Consider the following 18,744-nt stretch of genomic DNA (forward strand, 5'->3'; position numbering starts at 1 on the left):
GCCCCATATCTTGTAGGAAGTTGACGAAATCATTTGACCATCGTTCGCAAACAGATACCCCGCGCGCACCATACAAATGAAACCTGTTGTTCTTGAGGTTTGTGCATCGCGCCCTCATGTTCATCCAAATTGAATATTCAGGAGAATATTTACCTGCCGTTTTGTACCCGTGGCGGTAATTCCTTGCCGTACCCTTTGGGGGAATGAGTTCTATTGTATTCAAAACGGCACCTCGTCGTGATCATCCATGCCGCCGTAGCCGCCTGATTGCTGTGCATAGGACTGTTCGGACTGGCGTGATTGGCTCTGCTGGCTGGATTGCTGTGTTTCGCGCTGATCTTGTGGAATAAACGCACTGATCAGGATGCTTTCTCTGCCGTCCTGACCTGAGACACCGGCAGGGTTGAATGTCTTTTTGAGCATGATGAAATAGCTTTGATCTTCATCATTTTGCATGAGTGCGCCGACACTTTCCCACCGAGCTTTTTCTTGTCCTGAATTCCGATCAGTGTAGGAACCGACTTTGACAGCGAGGTCGCGGATTTTCTTAGCCATTATGCGTTGTCTCCGAATGCCTGGGCGTAGGTTTCAAATTCGTTTGCAAGCGCATCCATCCAAGCGCGTGGCCAGCGTTCACCGGTTGCTCGGCTGCGATAATGTTGCTTGATGGCTTCAAGCCTGACGAGTGACTGGCAATCAGCCATATCGGCGCGAACATCTTTGATCAGGCGGCTCCATGCATCATCACCATTCGCATCGGCACGTTTCAGCGCGGCACTGGATTTGCTCGGAGCGGAGGAACGCTGATCATGATTGATGATTTCACCGGTTGCTGATCCGTCATCGTCTTCACCACCGACACGGATATTGAGCAGAGCGCAAGCCGCATAACGCTTGCCATAGCTGACTGAGGAACCAACCGCCTGCACAGCGTTCTTGCTGCCGCTTTTATCCGTTGGCAGTTTCAGGTCTGTGCTGTCGTCGTGGCCTTCTTCGTGATGGAGAATGGCGGTGACGGTAATTGCATCCTGCTCGACTTTGGTTTTGAATGACAAAGCAAAGCCATGCTTGGCAAGCACCGGCTGGATGCCGCTCTGAATATCTTCCCAAAGACCATAGGCGCCGTTGTTGCTTTTGCCGTTTTTCTCAATGGCTGGCAGTTCAGGCTGCATACGGGCGAAGGCAGCATTGAAGGCCGCTTTTGCATTGCGCTCGATAACGCGCTCCTGCATCTGCAAAAGACGCTCCATCTTGTCGATATCAACATTTGGATTCATGGCAGCGCGTTCAATCACCTGAATGATCGCGGCGACTTCACTCTGCTGAACAGGCTGGAGGTCTGTTGCTTGTTCGATTATTGCGGGTGCGGCGCTCATGCTGCCAGCTCCTTATTGTTTGTGAGATCGAGATAGATTGAGCGAATTTCTTTGCGCGCATCATATGGGAGAGGGCGCGCTAAGAGGTCACCGGCTGCCTTGATGCGAGCCTCTGCGGGTGCATCGGGGCTGATCGCCGTCAGGTATAAGTCTGCCTGCTCTGTGGTGAGGTGATCGGCCATCATGCAGCCCTTAGTGCTGGCGTATTGATTTTTTCGATCTTGTAACCAAGCGCTTCCGCAAGGCGTTCGAAGTGCTCGGCAACGTGTGAGCCAGCCATTGGCCAGTCCTGAGTTGCGCCGGACAGCCGGAACGCATGCGCCATAGCGGCATCTTGAGAAATATTAGCTGCGAGAGTGGAGACGCGGTAATAATTGACCATCATGCAGCCCTCGGAAAACGGACTTCTTCATCTTCAATGAGACGCGTGAGCAGGTCGTCGTCGCGCTCAGCTTTGTCCGCGATCATGTGGACGAGAAATTGCGATGCGCTCTCACCTTTGGACAGGTTTTCACCGTCGACATAGACCGCGTTCACTTCAAGAACCGGCTCGCCGTTATCCCAGATCAGGGACACATCGACTTCACATTCAAAATCCTGAAACAGTGTAATGCCGAGAACTTTATCGCTCAGATCGGTGCAAAACGGGTATCGCATGTTTCTCTCCATCGTTTAGCGGATCGGCGGGTGCTTCTTCGCGCTGTTGATGAATTGAATGTACGATAATCATACATTGCCGTCAATCTAAAATGTATGAAAATCGTAATATTTCTTTGTGGTCGCGGTTGCGCCACGCCCCAACCATGCTAGAATCAGAATGCAAAAAGGCGCTGAGGTTATTAAGCCTCAACGCCCTTAAGCATCACTTCAAAGCATGAATGATGGCTGCTATACCGAAGAGGCATGAAGCCACATTCAGTTTGATAGCAATGATGATCAGAAGGTTTTTATGCTTTCGCATTTTAATGCCCTCGGATCGTTCCGGAACGATACCTGAAAGGGTTTCGCTCAAGTACCGTAGTGAACGGATAAGCCGCCGTTCGTACGATTACCGGCCTGCCAAAGGATGTCGCGATCATCCTTTGGCAGCTCCCATGTGGAACCATTGGAGAGAGCGCCTCAATCATAGCGAAAGAAGCCAAACGTCCAACAGCATGGGCTGCGCTGACCCAAGCCATGTTATCGATTAATTCCATCTAATCGGCATCAGAGTGAGTGCGCAGTCATTTGATTTTCTCTGATTCATCGGGCTAAGTCGAGTCAACTCAGGGCAGCAAAAAGCCCGCACGTGGCGGGCTGATTTCATTCTATATTGTCCGGCTTAATGGCAATGATAGATGCCAGTCTTGCGCTCTGTGTGGCAGCCTTTTGAATCCGTTCCGCCGCTATGTGCCAAAGCTGATGCAGATCCGATTAAAAGTATGGATAGGCTGATTACGAATTTGCGCATGTGATGTCCCCCTAATGCTTGAATCGCTCAATGAGCTTAGTGCGTGTTAAATAATAGTCTAGCGCCATTCGGTCGCATTAGCGCAAAAGAAAAGCGCCGGAGTGACCGGCGCAGGGACGGATGGTGAGATGCATATATCTACAAAGAGTCTATCATGCCCGATTAAGGTGTCGAATTGTAATGACAGGAAGTGAGTTTTATGATGTTGATTTCAATTCGATTTGAATTATTTTTATTAAGATGAACTGGCTTATGAAGCCTTATATCCAAACCGAAGATATACGGCTTCGTATCATATTTTGTAACTTTTGTCAAGTCGTATCACGGTGTTGACATAGATGGTTATTATTGGTTTTAGATAGATAAATTTCGGAAGCTTGATTAGGAGGTCAATATGGCCACAATATCAAAAGGCGGTTTCCTCGGCTTATTCAGATGGCCATTAAATGCGCCTAGTAAGTCTAAAAATGTGAACCAGATTGCGATGCGCGCCTTTAAGGCGACCAACGGTCCAACAGAAGAACTGCGTAATGTTTATAGAGCGTATTTGGAAAACAAAGCCAAATCAACAAAACGCAGAACAGATTGAAGCTACCTTAACGGAACTGCCAGCTCTTGAGTATAAGCCTCTTCATGAAGCCCATGAAGGGGCTTTTTCATGTGGTGAGAATGAAATTGATCGGTGGTATAAAAAGAAAGCCAGAGATGAACATAAAAAATTCAACTCTCGTGTAACTGTGGCTAGCTTTGAAAACTCTTCTGAGCCCGTAGCAATATATGCTCTGACCGTTAGGTTGGAGAATGAGAAAAGCCTAACTGTTAATGACAAGAAGAAATGGGGCGATTACAGAAAGGTAAATAATCTTTTTATTTGTCTCAATTTAGATTATTTGGCCGTCAGTAGAAAATATCAGCGCAGAGGCGTCGGCCGTATCGTAATGGGGCGTGTTCTTGAGGAGTTTGCTACGGTCGCTCAGACAAGCTCGATTCAGCTTATGACTGGGCGGGCAATTGATGCTGATATTTTTAAATTCTATCAACAGTTGGGATTTCAGGTTTACGGCTCAGATACTCGGCAACCCTTTATGCATCTACCCGTTCAGTCTGTTCTGGCGTTGATCCAGCAGGAGGGACAGTGACAGATGGCTTTTGAGATATAATATTTGTTGCAGAATGATTAGCCCGCCCATTGGTGGGCTTTATTGTATGAGTTCCGGCTGACTGTAGATCTTATAATTCCCCGTATTTGCGCTACCCCAAATCCCTACGCCACCACATCTAGTGCATCCTTAACCATCCGTTAAAAATCTGTTCGCTTGCGTTAAATCGTTCTTGATATGTTCACTGTATCTGGTCAAGATAAAGCTGAATCAGTCGCTAGGAGTTTGTGTAATGGCTGAACTGTTTGTGGTGCAGAGTTTTAATCAGGCTAAAGGCTGCTACTCGCCTGATGTTCATATTAGTGCACTTGAGAGTTGCAATTTAAATCGATTTTTAACTAATAAATTACCAATAATGTCTCCAAAAATTTTAGTATAGTTATTAGGACTTTCATCTAAGCTGTTGATTATCAATTTATATTATAATTCCAAATGTATAAGGTGTTTCTTGGTGTCTTGTGTTGTATTTTTGCTATATTGAATAGATGTATTTTGACGTATTCTGAATTCACTTCAATAAATAGGGGTGAATTATGAAACGTATATTATTAGCTTCTACCGTTCTTTTTGCTGCAAGCTCAGCCTATGCTGCTGATGCAGTTGTGTACTCGGAGCCGGCGCCAGTTGTCGCTGACACCTTTTCATGGACTGGCGGATACATTGGTCTGAACGCCGGTTATGCTGGTGGCAAATTTAAGCATCCAATTACCGCTCAGAGCTTTGATAACGATTGGTATGATATCGGCTCTGGTTCAGTAGACATCACATCAAGCGGCTTCATTGGTGGTGTTCAGGCTGGTTATAACTGGCAGTTTGACCAGACAGTTGTTGGTCTCGAAACAGACTTTCAGGCTTCTGGCCTGAAGGGTGAAGTTTCTGGCAGCCTTACCGATGGCTCTGACGTTATTGGAGCTGAACTGGGCACCAAAGTTAAATGGTTCGGTACAACTCGTGTTCGTCTTGGTTATCTGCCAACAGAACGCTTCATGATTTACGCAACTGGTGGTGTGGCTTACGGAAAAGTTGAAACCTACGGATCCGTTAATTTTGATGGTGACGTGGTTGGTTTCTCCAATTCCAAATCGCGTGTAGGATACACCGTTGGTGCTGGCGCTGAATACGCTATCAACGATAACTGGACAGTAAAAAGCGAATATCTCTACACTGATCTAGGCAAAATGAAATTCAGCCTTGGTGACGAGGACGCACGCGTAAACGTTACAACAAAATCGCCATTCCATACTGTTCGTATTGGTGTGAATTATAAGTTTTAATTTGTACCCACTTATGAAGAAAGCCACCCACATCGGGTGGCTTTTTTTATGTCTATCTGTAGCATTGGTGGCAATTATTTAGTACGTAAAACTGAAATTCGTTCTTGCTATGTTCTAATTTTCTGGAATGATAAGCGCTTGCGGGAAGCGAGATTCTTGCAAGTGCAGTTAGCGTATTGTGAGAGGTTATCCACGGAGTTGGTGAATGATTAAGTTTGCTCGCATCCAAAAAGGAAAAGAAGCTGATAAGCTGGAATTGCTACGTGTGGCTACGCTTAATGGCGGCCTGCTGGCGGCTATGAGGAAGGTTGATTTTCAAGCTAAGGAATTAGCTGAATCTATGGCTTTGGCTCACGGAGGGGAGTGGCAAGCTCGTGTTGATCATCAGAGGATGACTGTTCTTGTTTGGAAGGCTGACGATTGATGACCGTATCAATCACCGAGAACACAACTTCCACGCCGCGCTGATCCAGACCTTCAATCCGGTGCAGGGTTTGGAGGATTTCGCTGTCACTGCGAATTGGAGGTTCATCAAAGCTTAATGGTGAGGCTGCTTCGATAAACTCTGCAATTTTAGGAAGTTCGCTTACTTTGACTGCTCTGCTGCCCTTCAATATTTGGGTAATCTGAGGATGAGCCAGCCCAAGATGTTCGGCTAAACCGGACTGTGTTTTACCTGTCCGTTTCAGCCCGCTTTTTATCCAATTAATTAATTGCTCAGTCATTCTGTCCATGCGTATGATTTTCGCACATATCGCTTGAGTAGTGTTGTAGGATTATCGTAATTTTCCACTTGAACGAATTGTATGATTATCGTACATTCATTCTATGAGATACGAACCAGCTAACTCAATCATCATTAAACTTGGCGGCTTAACGGCTGTCTCAAAAGCGGTCGGTGTAACGCCTCATACTGTTATGCGTTGGCGTATGCCTAAGCACACAGGCGGCACAGGCGGCGTTATTCCACATTGGCATATTGAGGCAATTTTAGAGTTTGCTGAGAAAATCAAAGTTAAGCTCACTGAAGCTGATTTTGCGCCAGTAATTAAAGGTCGCGCAGCATGAGCCACGCGACCCCATTTATCACGCAACATTCCGGATTTTTAACCGCGCTTGCTGAAAGCGGATATTCCGCATCTCAAGCAATCGCCCTTACTTCTTGTGTTGAAGCATTTGAGCTATCGTTGCTTGGTTCTGCTGTATCTGATCCAGTTGCTGCTGAATGCCAGAACACATCTCTTCCAGAGCAAGGGACAAATCCCACATCTTCGGATCATTCGCCGCTACGCGAATGTGGTTTGTGCGTATTTCCGTCAGGATCTTCTTTGCTCGTTGATAGCTCATTGTCGCCCCCTCTATCAGTTCAGAATGTTGAACATGAATTCATGTCGCCTGAACTGAGTCAAGGAGGGGCAAAATGATCTCTTCTTTCTATTTCATATCACCGGTCACTCCTCCCACCGGTGAGGCCGAGGCGGCTCTTTGCCCCCGCTTGATCGTCTCGGCCATCAATTCCCGTCCTTTGGCGGTGTATCTGCGCATGTCTGTTTTTATTCAGTATGCGCAGAGCAATCTTTCCCACTGGCTCCATGCACTGGTTGCTCCTGTCTCGTCTCAAGTTGTCGCTGATTTGAAACGTAACAAAGGAGCTACCCATGAACGTGGGAATTTCATCCAAGAACGTGGATTTTTCAGCCAAGGAGCCGACGATGACTGATGTCGATATGGCCGCTTCTCTGCTGGACGAAATCATTGGTCAGCGCGGTGTTCGCGAAACGATCAAGTCCATGTTGGAGCGGGCGTATTCAGATTTAAGTAAGCGCAATGGTGCGTGGACGCGCCGCAGAGTGAGGGCTGTCTTCAACAAAGAAGCTAGCAGGATTGAAAACAGAGAAATCGAAGAAATGAAGGCAATCCTCGATGGGAGAAGAAAACAAGCCGCATATCGCGCCGAAACCGCCCGTCTTGCTTCGTTGGCTGTCATTCAGTCGGCGGCACAAGATTGCGGTCAGCTTTAGAACATGGGCTGCAGGTGCAGCCGAATGGATTTGTCCGGAGTTGAGAGAATGATGAAATTTGAATTGCCATTCCCTCCCACTGTTTGGGACATCTATGTCGGTTGGGGCAAGACCCGCCGCAAGTCGCCTGAATATGCCAAATGGGTGCAGGATTGCGGCTGGTTTATCCGTGGACGCAATGACCGGATTGATACACCGTTTTCACTCTGTGTTGCCCTCAAGCGCCCGCACAGTCGGATGGACTTAGACAATCGTCTCAAGCCCATTCTTGATGTTCTCCAACATTATCAAGTGATCAAGAACGACAATCTCTGTGAGCGTATCACCATGACATGGGATGCGGACATCAAAAGCGATTGCGTAGTCATTGTTCAACGCGCTGAGGAGGCGCTGGCAGCATGAGCCGGTGGTTCAGACACTATGCAGGTATGATGCGTGATGAAAAGCTCGTTACTGTAGCCATTCGCTCAAAGCAGTCTGTTGAGCGCGTTGTCTGGGTATGGGGTGCCATTCTCGAAAGCGCAGCGGAGGTTGATGATGCTGGACGATTTGAAGTCGATGCCGCCGAGGTCGCTTACTTTCTGCGCGCGGATGAGACTGACATACTCAATGTTATGGATGCCCTTGAGCAGTCTGGCCGCATTGCTGCCGGTTGTGTGGTCAAGTGGGGCGACCGTCAGTATCAGTCGGATAAGTCCGTCGAGCGCCAAGCTCGTTATCGTGAGCGGCAACGGGCAAAAAAGAGCAATAATAACGAGGTCTTGGAAAACAGTGACGTAACGGTGACGTCACGTGACGGCGTGGTGACGCCCCAAGAGACAGATACAGAAACAGATAATACTTCTTCACTACGTTCAGAAGTTAAGGCGCGAGCGCCCGAAAAAGCATCTGTCCAAAACGAATTGATGAAGGTCTTAGATCAGGATCACGCCAAGGCTGTGATCGATCACCGAAAAGCTCTTCACAAACCGCTGACGTTGCGCGGGGCTGAACTTCTCGCCAAGCAATTCGCCAAATGCTCAGACCCGAACGCCGCGGCTGATGCGATGATTGAGAACTGCTGGCAGGGCTTCAAGCCTGAGTGGCTGATTAATCGTCAGCAGGCGCAGCGCCGCGATAATCCGGCCAGCCGCAAATTAACCCACACCGATATCTGGGCTGATGCCCTGCGCGAAGAAGGGATTCTCCCGAATGAACCAGATAGCCACAGCACAGACGTACTCGATGCAGGTTACGGAAACCGACATCAAGAAAGCAATGTACATCCTCTCCGTATTGCCAGCGCGGGGCGCTACTGATCCGAACCTGACCCGTGGTGTTTATCTCAAGGCGCTGGAAGGTGTGACCCGTCACAGTCTGGAAGTTGCAACAGATAACATCATCAAAGGCCACTCCAATCTCGAGCATGGTTTCATGCCATCACCACCAGAGCTTCGCCGCGAGTGCGAACGAGTGATGAAGCCCATCAATGACAGTGAGCGATATGTGCGTGAAGTCGATCAGGCAAGGGCAGAAGCCAAAGGTCGTAAGCATAGCAGTCCAGTCGACGCGACCAAAAACAGAGACATTCTGGCCGTGAATATCGATCACGGCACATGGACAACCACGGGCAGGCGCACATTCCCAGACGGTTCATTGTGGGAAGCCAAGACAGGCACGGTTTATGGACCGGTCAACAATGCATTCAAACAGGCAGGAGCCGCATAATGAAAACAGAAGTGGATTTTGGATGCCGCGGCTCCAGTGTTGAGAATGTTAGTATCTATCGCGGGATGAATCCTAAACTTGTTCGCCGCGTGTGGGCAGAGCGCAGACGTGCTGAAGCAAAAGCAAAGCTGGCCACGGTAACGAAAAAATCCGCCCCAAGGATTAAGGATACCGTTGATGCAGCGCCTATGCCGGAAGTTTATGAAGCTGCACAGCAGGCCATTGGAATGGGCTTCGATAGCGTCAAGCAAGCCCGTGAGATCGTGGCGTATCTGTATGAAATTCCTGTTGAGCAAATGAACGCCAAAACGCGGCAACACAGAATTTCAAAGGCGCGTCACGCAGCCATATGCGCAATCAAACTGCGCTGGCCTGAAACATCCCTGCCATTCCTCGCCAAGCACTTTGATGTCGATCACACGACAATTCTGTACGCACTTAAAAAACAAGGCATTGAAACCGCAAACCCAGCATTAGCAGCATAAGGATTAAGCCATGAGTGACGACATTACCGGCGATAGCACACAGACAATCGCAGTTGGACAGCTTCGCGCTTTCATCGAGCGCATTGAACGGCTTGAAGAAGAAAAGAAAACTATCAGTGATGATATCAAAGAGGTTTTCGCTGAGCTCAAAGGCTCAGGCTTTGACACCAAGGCTGTTCGCGCAATCATCCGGGCTCGTAAGAAGGAAGCGCATGAGCGTCAGGAAGAAGAAGCGATGATCCAGCTTTATATGGACGCGTTGGGAATGGCTTAAGGAAACAGAATGGCAGCACCATCAAAAGAACAGCGAAAAGCAATCTCCCGAGGCGAAGTGGGAACACTCAAATCGGATATTCGTGTGCATCGTGTTCCGAACCCGTTTTATTCACCGGATCATTCAGGCGAGAGCTGGAACCCGCCGAAGATCAAAGCCTATGTGAATATCAAGGAGAGTGCGGTTGGCACACTCTATTCACGCGGCCATATCAATGACGCGCAATGGGCGGCGGCTGGCCGGTTCCGTCAATATTGGGAGCGGTCAGGCGCGAAAGGCACAATTGCCATTGACTATGGCCGTGAGCAAGTGGACGGCGGCAAGGGCATTGACCCGTTGCCGGATAGCATGATTGATGCGGTACAGCGGTTAAATGAATGCAAGCCTGTGCTTGGTCGGAAGGCTTTTGATCTGATGATCAAGGTTGTCGGGCAGGGGATGGAGATTTCAGACATCGCCACGAGCCAGCGTGAGAAGACCACTTATAGCGATTATGTGAAAGACGGGCTTGATGCGCTGGCTGTGCATTGGGGATATAAAACACAATAGGATGTTGCCCGCTTAAGCGGAATATACTATATTTTGTATTGTGGTGATTTGCGTGTAACGACAAATCCGACTTGAGAGGCAGCTTAAAGGCTGCCTTTTTGATTCAGGATTTTATCTTATACTTTGAAAAAACAATTCCAAAAGAGAAGGTAAGCGCAATACCTATAGCAATTCCCATAACTGTGTTGTCGGAAGAAGAGACGATAAGTGAAGCTGCTACAACAAAACCAATTATCGCCCCAAAAATGAAACCCGTTACGGTCATTTCTGTCCCCTTCTAATCTAGTTTAGTATTGAGTAATTACTGTCAAGTTATCAAAGCTAGTTCTTTTATGTGGAAGAAACTGCTCCGCCTTCATTTTCCCACTCGTTTATCTCTTTGGTTTCGTTAGGATAATTGAAGATATGGCGTCGTAATATGATGCGTAAACGCCTTTCATCATATGTGCCTCTTTCAAATCGATGAACAAGTAAACGCTCTGCGATAATATCGTTTTCCGCAAGTTCACCGGTAATGCGTACTTCATCAAGAAGACGAGCAAGCATGTTCAGATTATGTGATGTTAAATAAGTGGAAGACATGCTGTCCTCCTTTGGTTGCGGCTCCAGTGTGCTGAGCCATCAATGGCAGCGCTGGATAAAAAACAGCGCTTAAAGAGGATGTGCTTATTTTAGATAAATAGCAACTAAGGCGACTTAGTGGTGCTAATAGGATTGAAATATTCCCTATTTAATTCAAAAACTTATTTAGAACACAATCCACTTCTATAGATAAGTTCAGGCAATGCTAATGAGCGCTGGAACGCGTCTGTCGCTCGCAAATGTCTTCATCAATTTAAGCTTTTGACCACGGATGTACTGGCACTGGCAATTTAATGATGAGTAGGAAGGTCGGTGCAGTTTTGCCCCGGCCTTTTTTATTTTTGGATGAATACCGTATTTCTTACTGGTTGATTTGTTCGTATTTTTATCCGCGTAGTAAGAGTACAGAAATGAGGACTAGGGTAGGCGCGAAAACGCCTACCTCCATTAGTTAGCCGATATTTTCGGCTATTTCTTTTGCTTGCCAGTATCTTTTACTTGGGTAAGGAAGCGACCTGTCATTGTGCTAGATGACGGCTCAATAACGGTTGATCTGTCCTTCTTCGGTTTTCGCACTTCGCGATTACCGCGAATTTGGCCTTTTGCCATGATGGACACTTTCTTGCTTATGAGCGGAAAATTCCAGAAATGGGCAGATATCTGCTCAGATCATTTTGCTCAACAATTAATCGTATCATTAATATTGGTCGAAGGCGCTTTAATTCGTAAGAATTTGGTGTTTCGTCAGTTCAGGTTGCGTAGACTAGCTTGGTCGGCGGGAAATAATTTATGAAATTCCTAGAATTCACCTTTCAATCATTCTGGCACTTTATCGGTATGGTCATTCTCATGTGGATGGCTCTCGCTGGCATTGCATGGATTGCAGCCGCAGCAAGGGGTAAGTGATGACTGATGAAGCGCCGGTAACAGGCAGGCCGACAGATTATCAGCCGGATTATGCTGCACAGGCAGAAAAGCTTTGTCTGCTTGGTGCTACAGATAGTGAAATCGCTGATTTCTTCGGCGTATCAGTCCGTACTATTCATCGCTGGAAAATCGAGCATGAAGAGTTTTGTCACTCCATAAAAAGCGGCAAAGAAAAAGCCGATGAACGCGTTGAGCGCAGCTTGTACCAGAAGGCTACCGGTTACGATTACACCGAAGAGCAAGCAATCAAGATCAAGGTCGAGCAGCATAAGGAAGAGGTCGAGGTTGTGCAGGTTACTAAGCATGCTCCTGCCGATACTACAGCTGCAATCTTCTGGCTTAAAAACCGCCGTAAAGATCAATGGCGCGATAAGCAGGAGCATGAAGTGACTGGCAAAGACGGTGCGCCTCTCAATGAGGGGATGGACACTCGTGCGCTAGCTAAGGCAGTTGCTCTCGTGCTTGGCAAAGGAATAAATCCGGATGCAGCCAGCGATTGACCTGAAAGCGCTGGAAAGCGTTCTTGCGCAGTTGTCAGATGATGACCGCAAGCAGATTGAAGAGCTGGTATCTGCTGAATTATCAAAGCCTTTCATTCCTAATCCGGGGCCGCAGACAGAAGCACTGTTAAGCAAAGCTGACATTCTGCTGTACGGTGGCGCTGCTGGTGGCGGCAAAACTGCTCTCATGGTCGGCTGTGCTGCAAATGAGCATTCACGTGCCCTGATCGTTCGTCGTGAGGCTGTACAGCTTGATGGCATTATCAATTTCTCACGAGAGATACTTGGAGAGCTTGGCCGGTTCGCAGGTGGGAATGAAAACCTCTGGAAGCTGAAAGACGGCAGGCAGTTAAAATTTGCCGGTATCAATCAGCCTGACGATTGGCGCAAGCATGCTGGTAATGCTCGTGACTTCATGGGGTTTGATGAGGCTGGTGAGTTTCTACGTGATCAGGTGTTCTCACTCATTGGCTGGTTGCGTTCTACGAAAGAAGGTCAGCGCTGTCGTGTTATTCTCGGCTCTAATCCCCCACGTGGTGGTGAAGGCGATTGGCTAATCGAGGAATTTGCCCCGTGGCTGGACCCTCTACACTCAAACCCTGCCAAGGACGGTGAGTTGAGATGGGCAATCCGTGTTGGTGGCGAAACTGAATGGGTAGCAGAGCAGGGCGAATATCAACGCGGCGAAGAAACCTATACTGCGATGTCGCGCACATTCATTCCGGCTCGACTAGATGATAACCCGTATCTGAAAGACACAAATTATCGCGCTGTTCTGCAAGGGCTTCCAGAGCCATTACGTTCGCAGCTTTTGAAAGGGGACTTCCTCGCCGGTCGTACTGATCATGAATGGCAGGTAATCCCGACTGAATGGGTAAAGCTGGCGCAGGAGCGCTGGCGTAAAGCAGCTGAACGGCGCAGAAGAATGATAGCCTTGAGCGCTGATATTGCGCTTGGTGGACAGGATAATCTTGTCCTTGGTTCAATTCATGAGGATAACTGGTTTGCGCCTCTTAAGGTGATCAGCGGCAAGAATGTCAAAGATCCGATTGAGATTTCATCGCTGATGATGAAAGACCGACGAGACGACGCTGATTTGTCCGTTGATCTGACGGGTGGATGGGGTTCTGGGCCGCGGTCTCACTTGCTCAATCATCACAACACTGATTGCGCCGGTATCGTTTATTCTGCAGCGAGTGGCGCTCGAACCTATGACGGTAAGTTTGGTTTCAGGAATCTACGCGCTGAAATGTGGTGGAAGGTGCGGGAGGCGCTCGACCCAGAAGGCGGACACGATGAAAAACTCATGCTGCCCGATGATCCGAGGCTACTGGCAGAACTCACAACACCACGCTGGAAGTTAACCGGCACTGATATCCTGATCGAAAGCAAAGAAGACATTAAAAAGCGCGTGGGTTCATCGCCTGACCGCGCAGATGTTATTTGTCAGCTATGGCACCGGAAACCGTATGCTGCATTGATTGCTGTTGCGAATAAGCCACCTACTGGCGGATGGCAAACTGTCGCGGAAGATGATGAAATTCTGACATGGTGAAGGTAGAAATCAGAGCCGGAAAACTACGTGATATTTGTTACGTGGCGGCGAACCTGCGCGAGCAAGATCGACGTGAGATATTCGCAACGGCGATACTGGAAAGCGGTACACAAGCAGGCGCAACGTCTTATCTCTCATCGCCTAACTGGTGCTGGACTGCTTGGATTGATGGGCAGCCGGTCGCTGCCTTTGGTGTATCCATTGGCAATTACATATACCAGCCGCATCTGCGATATGCGTGGGCTTACGGCACAGAAAAGTTCAAGCGGGCAACGCCTGCAATCACACGATTTTGCTTAAATGAATGGCCTGAGCGGTTAATCGCTGAGGGCGTAACGCGCGTTGAGATCAGATCATTAGCTGATCATGACCTCGCGCATAAATGGTTATCCAGCATCAGAGCGCGAAAAGAAGCTGACATGCTAAATTATGGCGTGAACGGTGAGGCTTTCGAGCTTTGGGCGTGGTTGAAAGAGGACTGGCAAGATGTGCTTTAAACCTGATACCCCGAAAATCCCTGATGCACCGGCAGTGCCTGACGCGGATGCAGAGGCAGCAAAGTCTCGTCGTGCCAATGAAATGGCCGCTGCAGAGCAACAGCAGGGACGTGCAGCAACAATCATTACCACGCCGCTCGGTGCGCAGGATTACGGTAAGAACCTGAAGCGCACAACAATCGGCGGTATGTAATATGGGTATTGCTGACGACATCATGCGTATGCAGCAGCAAATGGCTGTTGAGCGCTATTATTGGGAAGCCACATGGCGCGATGTTGTCACTCTGTGCATGCCTTATGCCTCCCATAAATACGAATTGAACGGGATGAACATTGCTTCATCGCTGACCGGTACAGCGCAACAACCGCAAGCAGCTCAGCGGAGCAAAGAAATATTCGATGCAACCGCAGCATGGTCTCTTGACCGGTTGAATGCTGGAATGGAAAGCCTGATTGCACCGCGTGCCCAGAAATGGCACGCGTTCTCGCTTGATGATCCGTTTTCACCAGATCCGACTGATCTTGAAGAGGAATGGCTTGACCGGCTGCGGGATTACCATTTCACAGCGCGGTATGATGCGAAGAGCAATTTCGCGCTGGCTAATCAGAAGGCAATTCGCGGGGCGTGCGGACTTGGCACAGGTATTCTGTATCTGGAAGAGAATATCGGCCGCCGTGGCATTGATACGGTCAAAGTACCGTTTTTCTACCGCTCTATACCGGTGGTTGAAACATATCTGGGCATTGATGCTTACGACGATGTTGATAAGTGTATCCGCGTCTTTGAACTGACAGCGCGGGCTGCTGAGGGCTATTTCTCACAAGAAGGCGACAGCCTGCCGGAAAAGGTGAAATCCGCTCTCACCAACAAACCAGACCAGCCATTCACGTTCATTCATTGTGTTATGCCGCGTGAGGAAGCAGGAGAGCATAAAGACAAGCGTCGTCATCAGCCATATGCCTCATTCTGGTTAGAGGTTGAAAGCCGTCATCTGATCCGGTCGAGCGGCTTCTTCACATTCCCGTATCAGGTGATGTGGTGGGATCAGACGGACGGTTCGCCTTATGGCCAGTCTCCTGTCATGGCTGCGCTCTCTGAAATCAAAATGCTGCAGGTGATGGGCAAGACTGTTGCTCAAGTCTCGCAGCAGATGATTAAACCGCCGATGGCAACTATGCGGGGTATTTATAATCAGCGCCTCAATCTGAATGCTGGGGCAGTTAACGCCGGTATGCTGGATGAACAGGGGCGCTTGCTGGCACAGCCAATTATTCAGGCGCAAAACCCGACATTTGCCGAGCGATTGATTGAAGCCAAACGCCTGTCTGTCCGTGAGAGTATGTACATCAACCTTTTCCAGACAATGGTTGATAACCCTCAGATGACAGCGACCGAGGCATTGCTCCGTGCGAATGAGAAGGGTGAATTGCTCGGCCCTGCTGGTGCAAAGATCGAAACAGGTATTGCTGGTGCGATTGATCGTGAGGTTGATATTGTTCAGCGCAAGGGCGCGTTTGAACAAGGCTCACCGCTTGAACCGCCTTCATCTGTTGGTGGCAAGAATGTCGGTGTGAAATTCACTGGCCCTCTGGCTCGTATGCGTCGCATGGCAGAAATGCAGGGCATCGAACGTGTTTTGCAAATGGCAACTGTTGTCGGTGAATACGATCGTTCAACGCTCATGAAAATCGATGGTGACGAAACACTCGAACTGACCCGTGAAATCAACGGCGCACCACGTAAGATGTTTAAACGTGATGAACTGGTTGCTGAGCAGCGCCAAGCAATGGCACAGCAGCAGGAAAGCCAAGCAGCTCTTGCCATGATGCAGGGAGCTGCGACAGCTGCCAAGGATGCAACGCCAGCGATGCAGGCAATGGCACAAGCTAACGGGATGATGCCGGCATGACGTGGCGCAACGTTTCCAAAACCCGCCAAATACTTCCGGCACAAACAGAGCAACAACTTCATGCCGCTTATCTTGAAGTGTTCGGAAAACACACTGAGGCAGCCCAAATTGTGTTGGCTGATCTGGCCGCGCAGACCGGTTTTTATATGGTTGAGCCGCCTGATGCCGATCTCTCACTTTACCAAGCCGGTTATAGCGCCGGACAACGAGCCGCCTTCGGGCGGCTTTTTCATTTCCTGTCTCTCAGTGATGAACAATTGAGAGCTTTGGAAGAAGCCGCTCGCGCAGAAGCCGAGCACCTCTAAACAAGGATAATCATTATGGCAGACGAGAATGGGCAGGTGGAAACATCTACAACCGCTCAGAATGCAACCGTTGTTACTGATCAAGGGTCGAATGGTAGCAGCGTTGACTGGGTGGCTGGCCTTCAAATTGAAGATAACCGCACTTTAGTCGAAGCGAAGCAGTGGAAGACGGCAGATGATGCGATCCGTTCGTATCGTGAGCTGGAAACCCACGCAAGCAAGGCCTTGAAAGTGCCAGAGGCAGATGCCTCGGCTGATGATTGGAATGCGTTCTACGGCAAGTTAGGACGACCTGAAACGCCGGATAAGTATGAGCTTAAACTCAACACTGAAGCTGTGCCGGAAGGTTTCCCTTATGACGAAAAGAGCGCGATTGAATTCCGTACATGGGCGCATGAGGCCGGTTTAACGCCTGCGCAAGCCCAGACATTGCATGACAAATTCGTTGGGATGCAGGCCGGAGGCTTTACTGCGGCACGCGATGCCATGGCGAAAGCCGAAGGCGATACCCACCGTGAAATCGTTATGCAGTGGGGCGATCCGGATACTGACGGCTACAAGCAGAACCTCGAATATACGAGCCGCGCTATTGGCCAGTTGGGTCTGAAGGATGAACTCACCCGTCTTGGGGCATTGTCGGTTGATGGAGCTGTTCTCAGCCCGAAGATCGCCTTTGCACTCTCCAAAGTTGGCAAGGAAATGTACGGCGAGGACACAACTGTTCTCAATGCCGGTGGCACAATCAGCAATCCATTCTCAGCCGAGCATGAAAACCTGACACAACAGGGACAGCTCGTTCGTGACGATCCGTCAAAAGCCAGATCACTGATCCGTGCAGCAGGTGGAAACCCTGCTGATTACGGCCTGTAAGTGACGGCAGCCATTCAGGAAAGGTTATAGCAATGGCTACTACCCGCATTTCGGACGTTATCGTCCCTGAAGTTTTCTATCCATACATGATCAAGCGCACAAAAGAGCGTGGCGCAATCTTCCAGTCCGGTATTCTTCGGAACGATGCCAATATGGCTAAATTCCTGATCGGTGGGGGCAAGACGTCGAACGTGCCTTTCTGGCGTGATCTGACCGATGTTGACAGTGATATTGGTTCTGATGATCCGACACAGCTCAGTGTTCCGGGCAAAATCGAAGCCGGTAAAGATGTGGCTGCTCGTCATGTCCGCACCAAGTCGTGGTCATCCATGCGTCTGTCTGGTGTATTGGCTGGTGACGACCCAATGAAGGCGATTGGCAATCTTGTCTCAGACTGGTGGATCCGCAATCTGAATACGCTGTTGGTTGCCTCGCTCCATGGTGTGTATCTGGACAATGTGGCCAACGATTCCGGTGATATGGTCAACAATATCGGGATCACAACCGGCACGCCCACAGACGCAAATCTGATTTCTGCTGAAGCTATCCTTGATACAAAGCAGACAATGGGTGATGCGGCGGAAGATTTGTCGACGCTGATTATGCACTCGGCAATTTACACCCGCCTGCAGAAACAGAACCTCATCGACTTTATCCCCGATGCGCGCGGAGAAGTTCGCTTCCCGACATATCTCGGCTATCGTGTTGTTGTGTCCGATACTGCAAAGATCATCAGTAACGGTACGGGCAACCCAACCAGCTATGTGACGTATCTGCTTGGGAATGAAGCAATCTGCTTCAACGAACAGGCGATGAGCACAAGTCCGAATATCGAAATTGACCGCAAGCCTGAACAGGGTAACGGCGTTGGCGGTGATATTCTCTATACGCGCCGTCAGTTTGTTCTGCACCCTTACGGCATCAAATGGACTGATGCCAGCGTGGCGGGAGAGTTCCCGACAACCGCAGAGATGGCAACAGCCGCCAATTGGGATCGCGTTTATCCAGAGCGCAAGCAGATTCCGATCAGCTTCCTCGTCACCAACGGCTAATCGAACTGGAGGGCAATTGCCCTCCTTTTCTTTTTGGAGATTTCCATGAGCAAAGATATCGAGTTTCAGCGCGAAAAGACGTTGCACGAATTAAATTTGGAGCAGCGCGAGATCGACCGTTCTATTCGTGAAACGAATATCGAAGCGGCTAATGCAGCAGGCAAAGCCACTCTCGATGTTTTGAACAGACACAGACCAGACGGTAAGCGCATGCAGAAACCCGTCCGTGCACCGGTGACGGAATAGTGCA

At 49.1% G+C, this 18,744-nt stretch carries 31 protein-coding genes; 22 read left to right on the plus strand and 9 right to left on the minus strand.

Translation table 11 applies throughout. The features are described from left to right. Window positions 1-219 precede the first annotated feature (219 nt). The 6 genes from HBA93_RS03535 to HBA93_RS24485 all read right to left on the minus strand — a co-directional run bounded on the left by HBA93_RS03535 (window position 220) and on the right by HBA93_RS24485 (window position 2,826). Window positions 220-555 carry a hypothetical protein gene (locus tag HBA93_RS03535; protein WP_221722348.1) on the minus strand — a complete coding sequence of 112 codons (336 nt, stop codon included), beginning with the start codon at window positions 553-555 and terminating at the stop codon, window positions 220-222. Then, the gene (locus HBA93_RS03540) at window positions 555-1,376 is read right to left on the minus strand and encodes an ERF family protein (protein WP_221722349.1); all 822 of its coding nucleotides are present in this window, start codon (window positions 1,374-1,376) and stop codon (window positions 555-557) included. Before HBA93_RS03540 ends, HBA93_RS03535 begins: the two co-directional genes overlap by 1 nt. Next, window positions 1,373-1,561 carry a hypothetical protein gene (locus HBA93_RS03545; protein ID WP_221722350.1) on the minus strand — a complete coding sequence of 63 codons (189 nt, stop codon included), beginning with the start codon at window positions 1,559-1,561 and terminating at the stop codon, window positions 1,373-1,375. Before HBA93_RS03545 ends, HBA93_RS03540 begins: the two co-directional genes overlap by 4 nt. Continuing rightward, window positions 1,558-1,758, minus strand: a complete 201-nt coding sequence (locus HBA93_RS03550) for a hypothetical protein (protein WP_221722351.1) — start codon at window positions 1,756-1,758, stop codon at window positions 1,558-1,560. The genes HBA93_RS03545 and HBA93_RS03550 overlap by 4 nt, the downstream gene beginning before the upstream one ends. Next, window positions 1,758-2,033, minus strand: coding sequence for a hypothetical protein (locus HBA93_RS03555; protein WP_221722352.1), 276 nt, complete (start codon window positions 2,031-2,033; stop codon window positions 1,758-1,760). The genes HBA93_RS03550 and HBA93_RS03555 overlap by 1 nt, the downstream gene beginning before the upstream one ends. A gap of 664 nt (window positions 2,034-2,697) precedes the next feature. Beyond that, window positions 2,698-2,826 (minus strand): YHYH domain-containing protein, encoded by a 129-nt coding sequence (locus tag HBA93_RS24485; protein ID WP_221722353.1) that lies wholly within the window; start codon window positions 2,824-2,826, stop codon window positions 2,698-2,700. Window positions 2,827-3,220: 394 nt separating this feature from the next. Here HBA93_RS24485 and HBA93_RS03565 point away from each other — a divergent pair, with 394 nt between their 5' ends. The 3 genes from HBA93_RS03565 to HBA93_RS03575 all read left to right on the plus strand — a co-directional run bounded on the left by HBA93_RS03565 (window position 3,221) and on the right by HBA93_RS03575 (window position 5,260). Beyond that, window positions 3,221-3,415, plus strand: coding sequence for a hypothetical protein (locus tag HBA93_RS03565; RefSeq protein WP_221722354.1), 195 nt, complete (start codon window positions 3,221-3,223; stop codon window positions 3,413-3,415). After that, complete coding sequence (locus tag HBA93_RS03570; protein WP_221722355.1) at window positions 3,357-3,965, plus strand: GNAT family N-acetyltransferase; 609 nt, start codon at window positions 3,357-3,359, stop codon at window positions 3,963-3,965. Before HBA93_RS03565 ends, HBA93_RS03570 begins: the two co-directional genes overlap by 59 nt. A gap of 554 nt (window positions 3,966-4,519) precedes the next feature. Beyond that, on the plus strand, window positions 4,520-5,260 hold the full coding sequence (locus HBA93_RS03575; RefSeq protein ID WP_221722356.1) for an outer membrane protein: 741 nt from the start codon (window positions 4,520-4,522) through the stop codon (window positions 5,258-5,260). A gap of 338 nt (window positions 5,261-5,598) precedes the next feature. Here the strand turns inward: HBA93_RS03575 and HBA93_RS03580 are convergent, their stop codons facing one another. After that, on the minus strand, window positions 5,599-5,985 hold the full coding sequence (locus tag HBA93_RS03580; RefSeq protein WP_221722357.1) for a helix-turn-helix domain-containing protein: 387 nt from the start codon (window positions 5,983-5,985) through the stop codon (window positions 5,599-5,601). 103 nt (window positions 5,986-6,088) lie between these two features. On the opposite strand from HBA93_RS03580, the gene HBA93_RS03585 reads away from it, so the two are divergent. From HBA93_RS03585 to HBA93_RS03630, 10 genes are read left to right on the plus strand one after another with little or no spacing between them, the layout of a single operon-like run. Beyond that, window positions 6,089-6,328: a hypothetical protein gene (locus HBA93_RS03585; RefSeq protein ID WP_221722358.1), complete on the plus strand. Its 240-nt coding sequence runs from the start codon at window positions 6,089-6,091 to the stop codon at window positions 6,326-6,328. Continuing rightward, window positions 6,325-6,684: a hypothetical protein gene (locus HBA93_RS03590; protein ID WP_156831396.1), complete on the plus strand. Its 360-nt coding sequence runs from the start codon at window positions 6,325-6,327 to the stop codon at window positions 6,682-6,684. The genes HBA93_RS03585 and HBA93_RS03590 overlap by 4 nt, the downstream gene beginning before the upstream one ends. After that, window positions 6,681-6,980 (plus strand): hypothetical protein, encoded by a 300-nt coding sequence (locus HBA93_RS03595; RefSeq protein WP_221722359.1) that lies wholly within the window; start codon window positions 6,681-6,683, stop codon window positions 6,978-6,980. Before HBA93_RS03590 ends, HBA93_RS03595 begins: the two co-directional genes overlap by 4 nt. Then, window positions 6,973-7,281, plus strand: coding sequence for a hypothetical protein (locus HBA93_RS03600; RefSeq protein WP_238481584.1), 309 nt, complete (start codon window positions 6,973-6,975; stop codon window positions 7,279-7,281). The genes HBA93_RS03595 and HBA93_RS03600 overlap by 8 nt, the downstream gene beginning before the upstream one ends. Window positions 7,282-7,329: 48 nt before the next feature. After that, on the plus strand, window positions 7,330-7,683 hold the full coding sequence (locus tag HBA93_RS03605) for a RusA family crossover junction endodeoxyribonuclease (RefSeq protein WP_221722360.1): 354 nt from the start codon (window positions 7,330-7,332) through the stop codon (window positions 7,681-7,683). Further along, on the plus strand, window positions 7,680-8,579 hold the full coding sequence (locus tag HBA93_RS03610; RefSeq protein ID WP_221722361.1) for a phage replication initiator YdaU family protein: 900 nt from the start codon (window positions 7,680-7,682) through the stop codon (window positions 8,577-8,579). The genes HBA93_RS03605 and HBA93_RS03610 overlap by 4 nt, the downstream gene beginning before the upstream one ends. Beyond that, window positions 8,539-8,988 carry a hypothetical protein gene (locus tag HBA93_RS03615; RefSeq protein ID WP_221722362.1) on the plus strand — a complete coding sequence of 150 codons (450 nt, stop codon included), beginning with the start codon at window positions 8,539-8,541 and terminating at the stop codon, window positions 8,986-8,988. Before HBA93_RS03610 ends, HBA93_RS03615 begins: the two co-directional genes overlap by 41 nt. After that, a complete protein-coding gene (locus tag HBA93_RS03620) occupies window positions 8,988-9,473 on the plus strand; it encodes a helix-turn-helix domain-containing protein (protein ID WP_221722363.1) in 486 nt (161 codons plus the stop codon). The genes HBA93_RS03615 and HBA93_RS03620 overlap by 1 nt, the downstream gene beginning before the upstream one ends. A gap of 10 nt (window positions 9,474-9,483) precedes the next feature. Further along, on the plus strand, window positions 9,484-9,747 hold the full coding sequence (locus tag HBA93_RS03625) for a DUF2312 domain-containing protein (RefSeq protein WP_221722364.1): 264 nt from the start codon (window positions 9,484-9,486) through the stop codon (window positions 9,745-9,747). Window positions 9,748-9,756: 9 nt separating this feature from the next. Beyond that, window positions 9,757-10,296: a hypothetical protein gene (locus HBA93_RS03630; RefSeq protein ID WP_116088213.1), complete on the plus strand. Its 540-nt coding sequence runs from the start codon at window positions 9,757-9,759 to the stop codon at window positions 10,294-10,296. A 103-nt stretch (window positions 10,297-10,399) separates the two neighbouring features. On the opposite strand, the gene HBA93_RS03635 is transcribed toward HBA93_RS03630, so the two are convergent. Further along, entirely contained in the window at window positions 10,400-10,561 is a 162-nt protein-coding gene (locus tag HBA93_RS03635; RefSeq protein WP_221720123.1) for a hypothetical protein, read from the minus strand. A gap of 65 nt (window positions 10,562-10,626) precedes the next feature. Next, window positions 10,627-10,878, minus strand: coding sequence for a hypothetical protein (locus HBA93_RS03640; RefSeq protein ID WP_221720124.1), 252 nt, complete (start codon window positions 10,876-10,878; stop codon window positions 10,627-10,629). A gap of 905 nt (window positions 10,879-11,783) precedes the next feature. Here HBA93_RS03640 and HBA93_RS03645 point away from each other — a divergent pair. From HBA93_RS03645 to HBA93_RS03685, 9 genes are read left to right on the plus strand one after another with little or no spacing between them, the layout of a single operon-like run. Continuing rightward, complete coding sequence (locus tag HBA93_RS03645; protein WP_221722365.1) at window positions 11,784-12,305, plus strand: helix-turn-helix domain-containing protein; 522 nt, start codon at window positions 11,784-11,786, stop codon at window positions 12,303-12,305. Next, window positions 12,289-13,860 carry a terminase family protein gene (locus HBA93_RS03650; protein ID WP_221722366.1) on the plus strand — a complete coding sequence of 524 codons (1,572 nt, stop codon included), beginning with the start codon at window positions 12,289-12,291 and terminating at the stop codon, window positions 13,858-13,860. The genes HBA93_RS03645 and HBA93_RS03650 overlap by 17 nt, the downstream gene beginning before the upstream one ends. After that, a complete protein-coding gene (locus HBA93_RS03655; RefSeq protein WP_221722367.1) occupies window positions 13,854-14,357 on the plus strand; it encodes a hypothetical protein in 504 nt (167 codons plus the stop codon). The genes HBA93_RS03650 and HBA93_RS03655 overlap by 7 nt, the downstream gene beginning before the upstream one ends. After that, complete coding sequence (locus HBA93_RS03660) at window positions 14,347-14,550, plus strand: hypothetical protein (RefSeq protein ID WP_022710425.1); 204 nt, start codon at window positions 14,347-14,349, stop codon at window positions 14,548-14,550. The genes HBA93_RS03655 and HBA93_RS03660 overlap by 11 nt, the downstream gene beginning before the upstream one ends. 1 nt (window position 14,551) lies before the next feature. Further along, window positions 14,552-16,267, plus strand: coding sequence for a portal protein (locus HBA93_RS03665; RefSeq protein WP_221722368.1), 1,716 nt, complete (start codon window positions 14,552-14,554; stop codon window positions 16,265-16,267). Then, a complete protein-coding gene (locus HBA93_RS03670; protein ID WP_116088206.1) occupies window positions 16,264-16,572 on the plus strand; it encodes a Bbp19 family protein in 309 nt (102 codons plus the stop codon). The genes HBA93_RS03665 and HBA93_RS03670 overlap by 4 nt, the downstream gene beginning before the upstream one ends. 15 nt (window positions 16,573-16,587) lie before the next feature. Beyond that, the gene (locus HBA93_RS03675; RefSeq protein ID WP_221722369.1) at window positions 16,588-17,442 is read left to right on the plus strand and encodes a hypothetical protein; all 855 of its coding nucleotides are present in this window, start codon (window positions 16,588-16,590) and stop codon (window positions 17,440-17,442) included. A gap of 32 nt (window positions 17,443-17,474) precedes the next feature. After that, window positions 17,475-18,494, plus strand: coding sequence for a major capsid protein (locus tag HBA93_RS03680; protein ID WP_022710429.1), 1,020 nt, complete (start codon window positions 17,475-17,477; stop codon window positions 18,492-18,494). Window positions 18,495-18,539: 45 nt separating this feature from the next. Continuing rightward, entirely contained in the window at window positions 18,540-18,740 is a 201-nt protein-coding gene (locus HBA93_RS03685; protein ID WP_221722370.1) for a hypothetical protein, read from the plus strand. The last annotated feature ends 4 nt before the right edge of the window (window positions 18,741-18,744 follow it).

It is taken from the genome of Ochrobactrum sp. SFR4 (assembly GCF_019730395.1).
Taxonomy (GTDB): domain Bacteria; phylum Pseudomonadota; class Alphaproteobacteria; order Rhizobiales; family Rhizobiaceae; genus Pseudochrobactrum.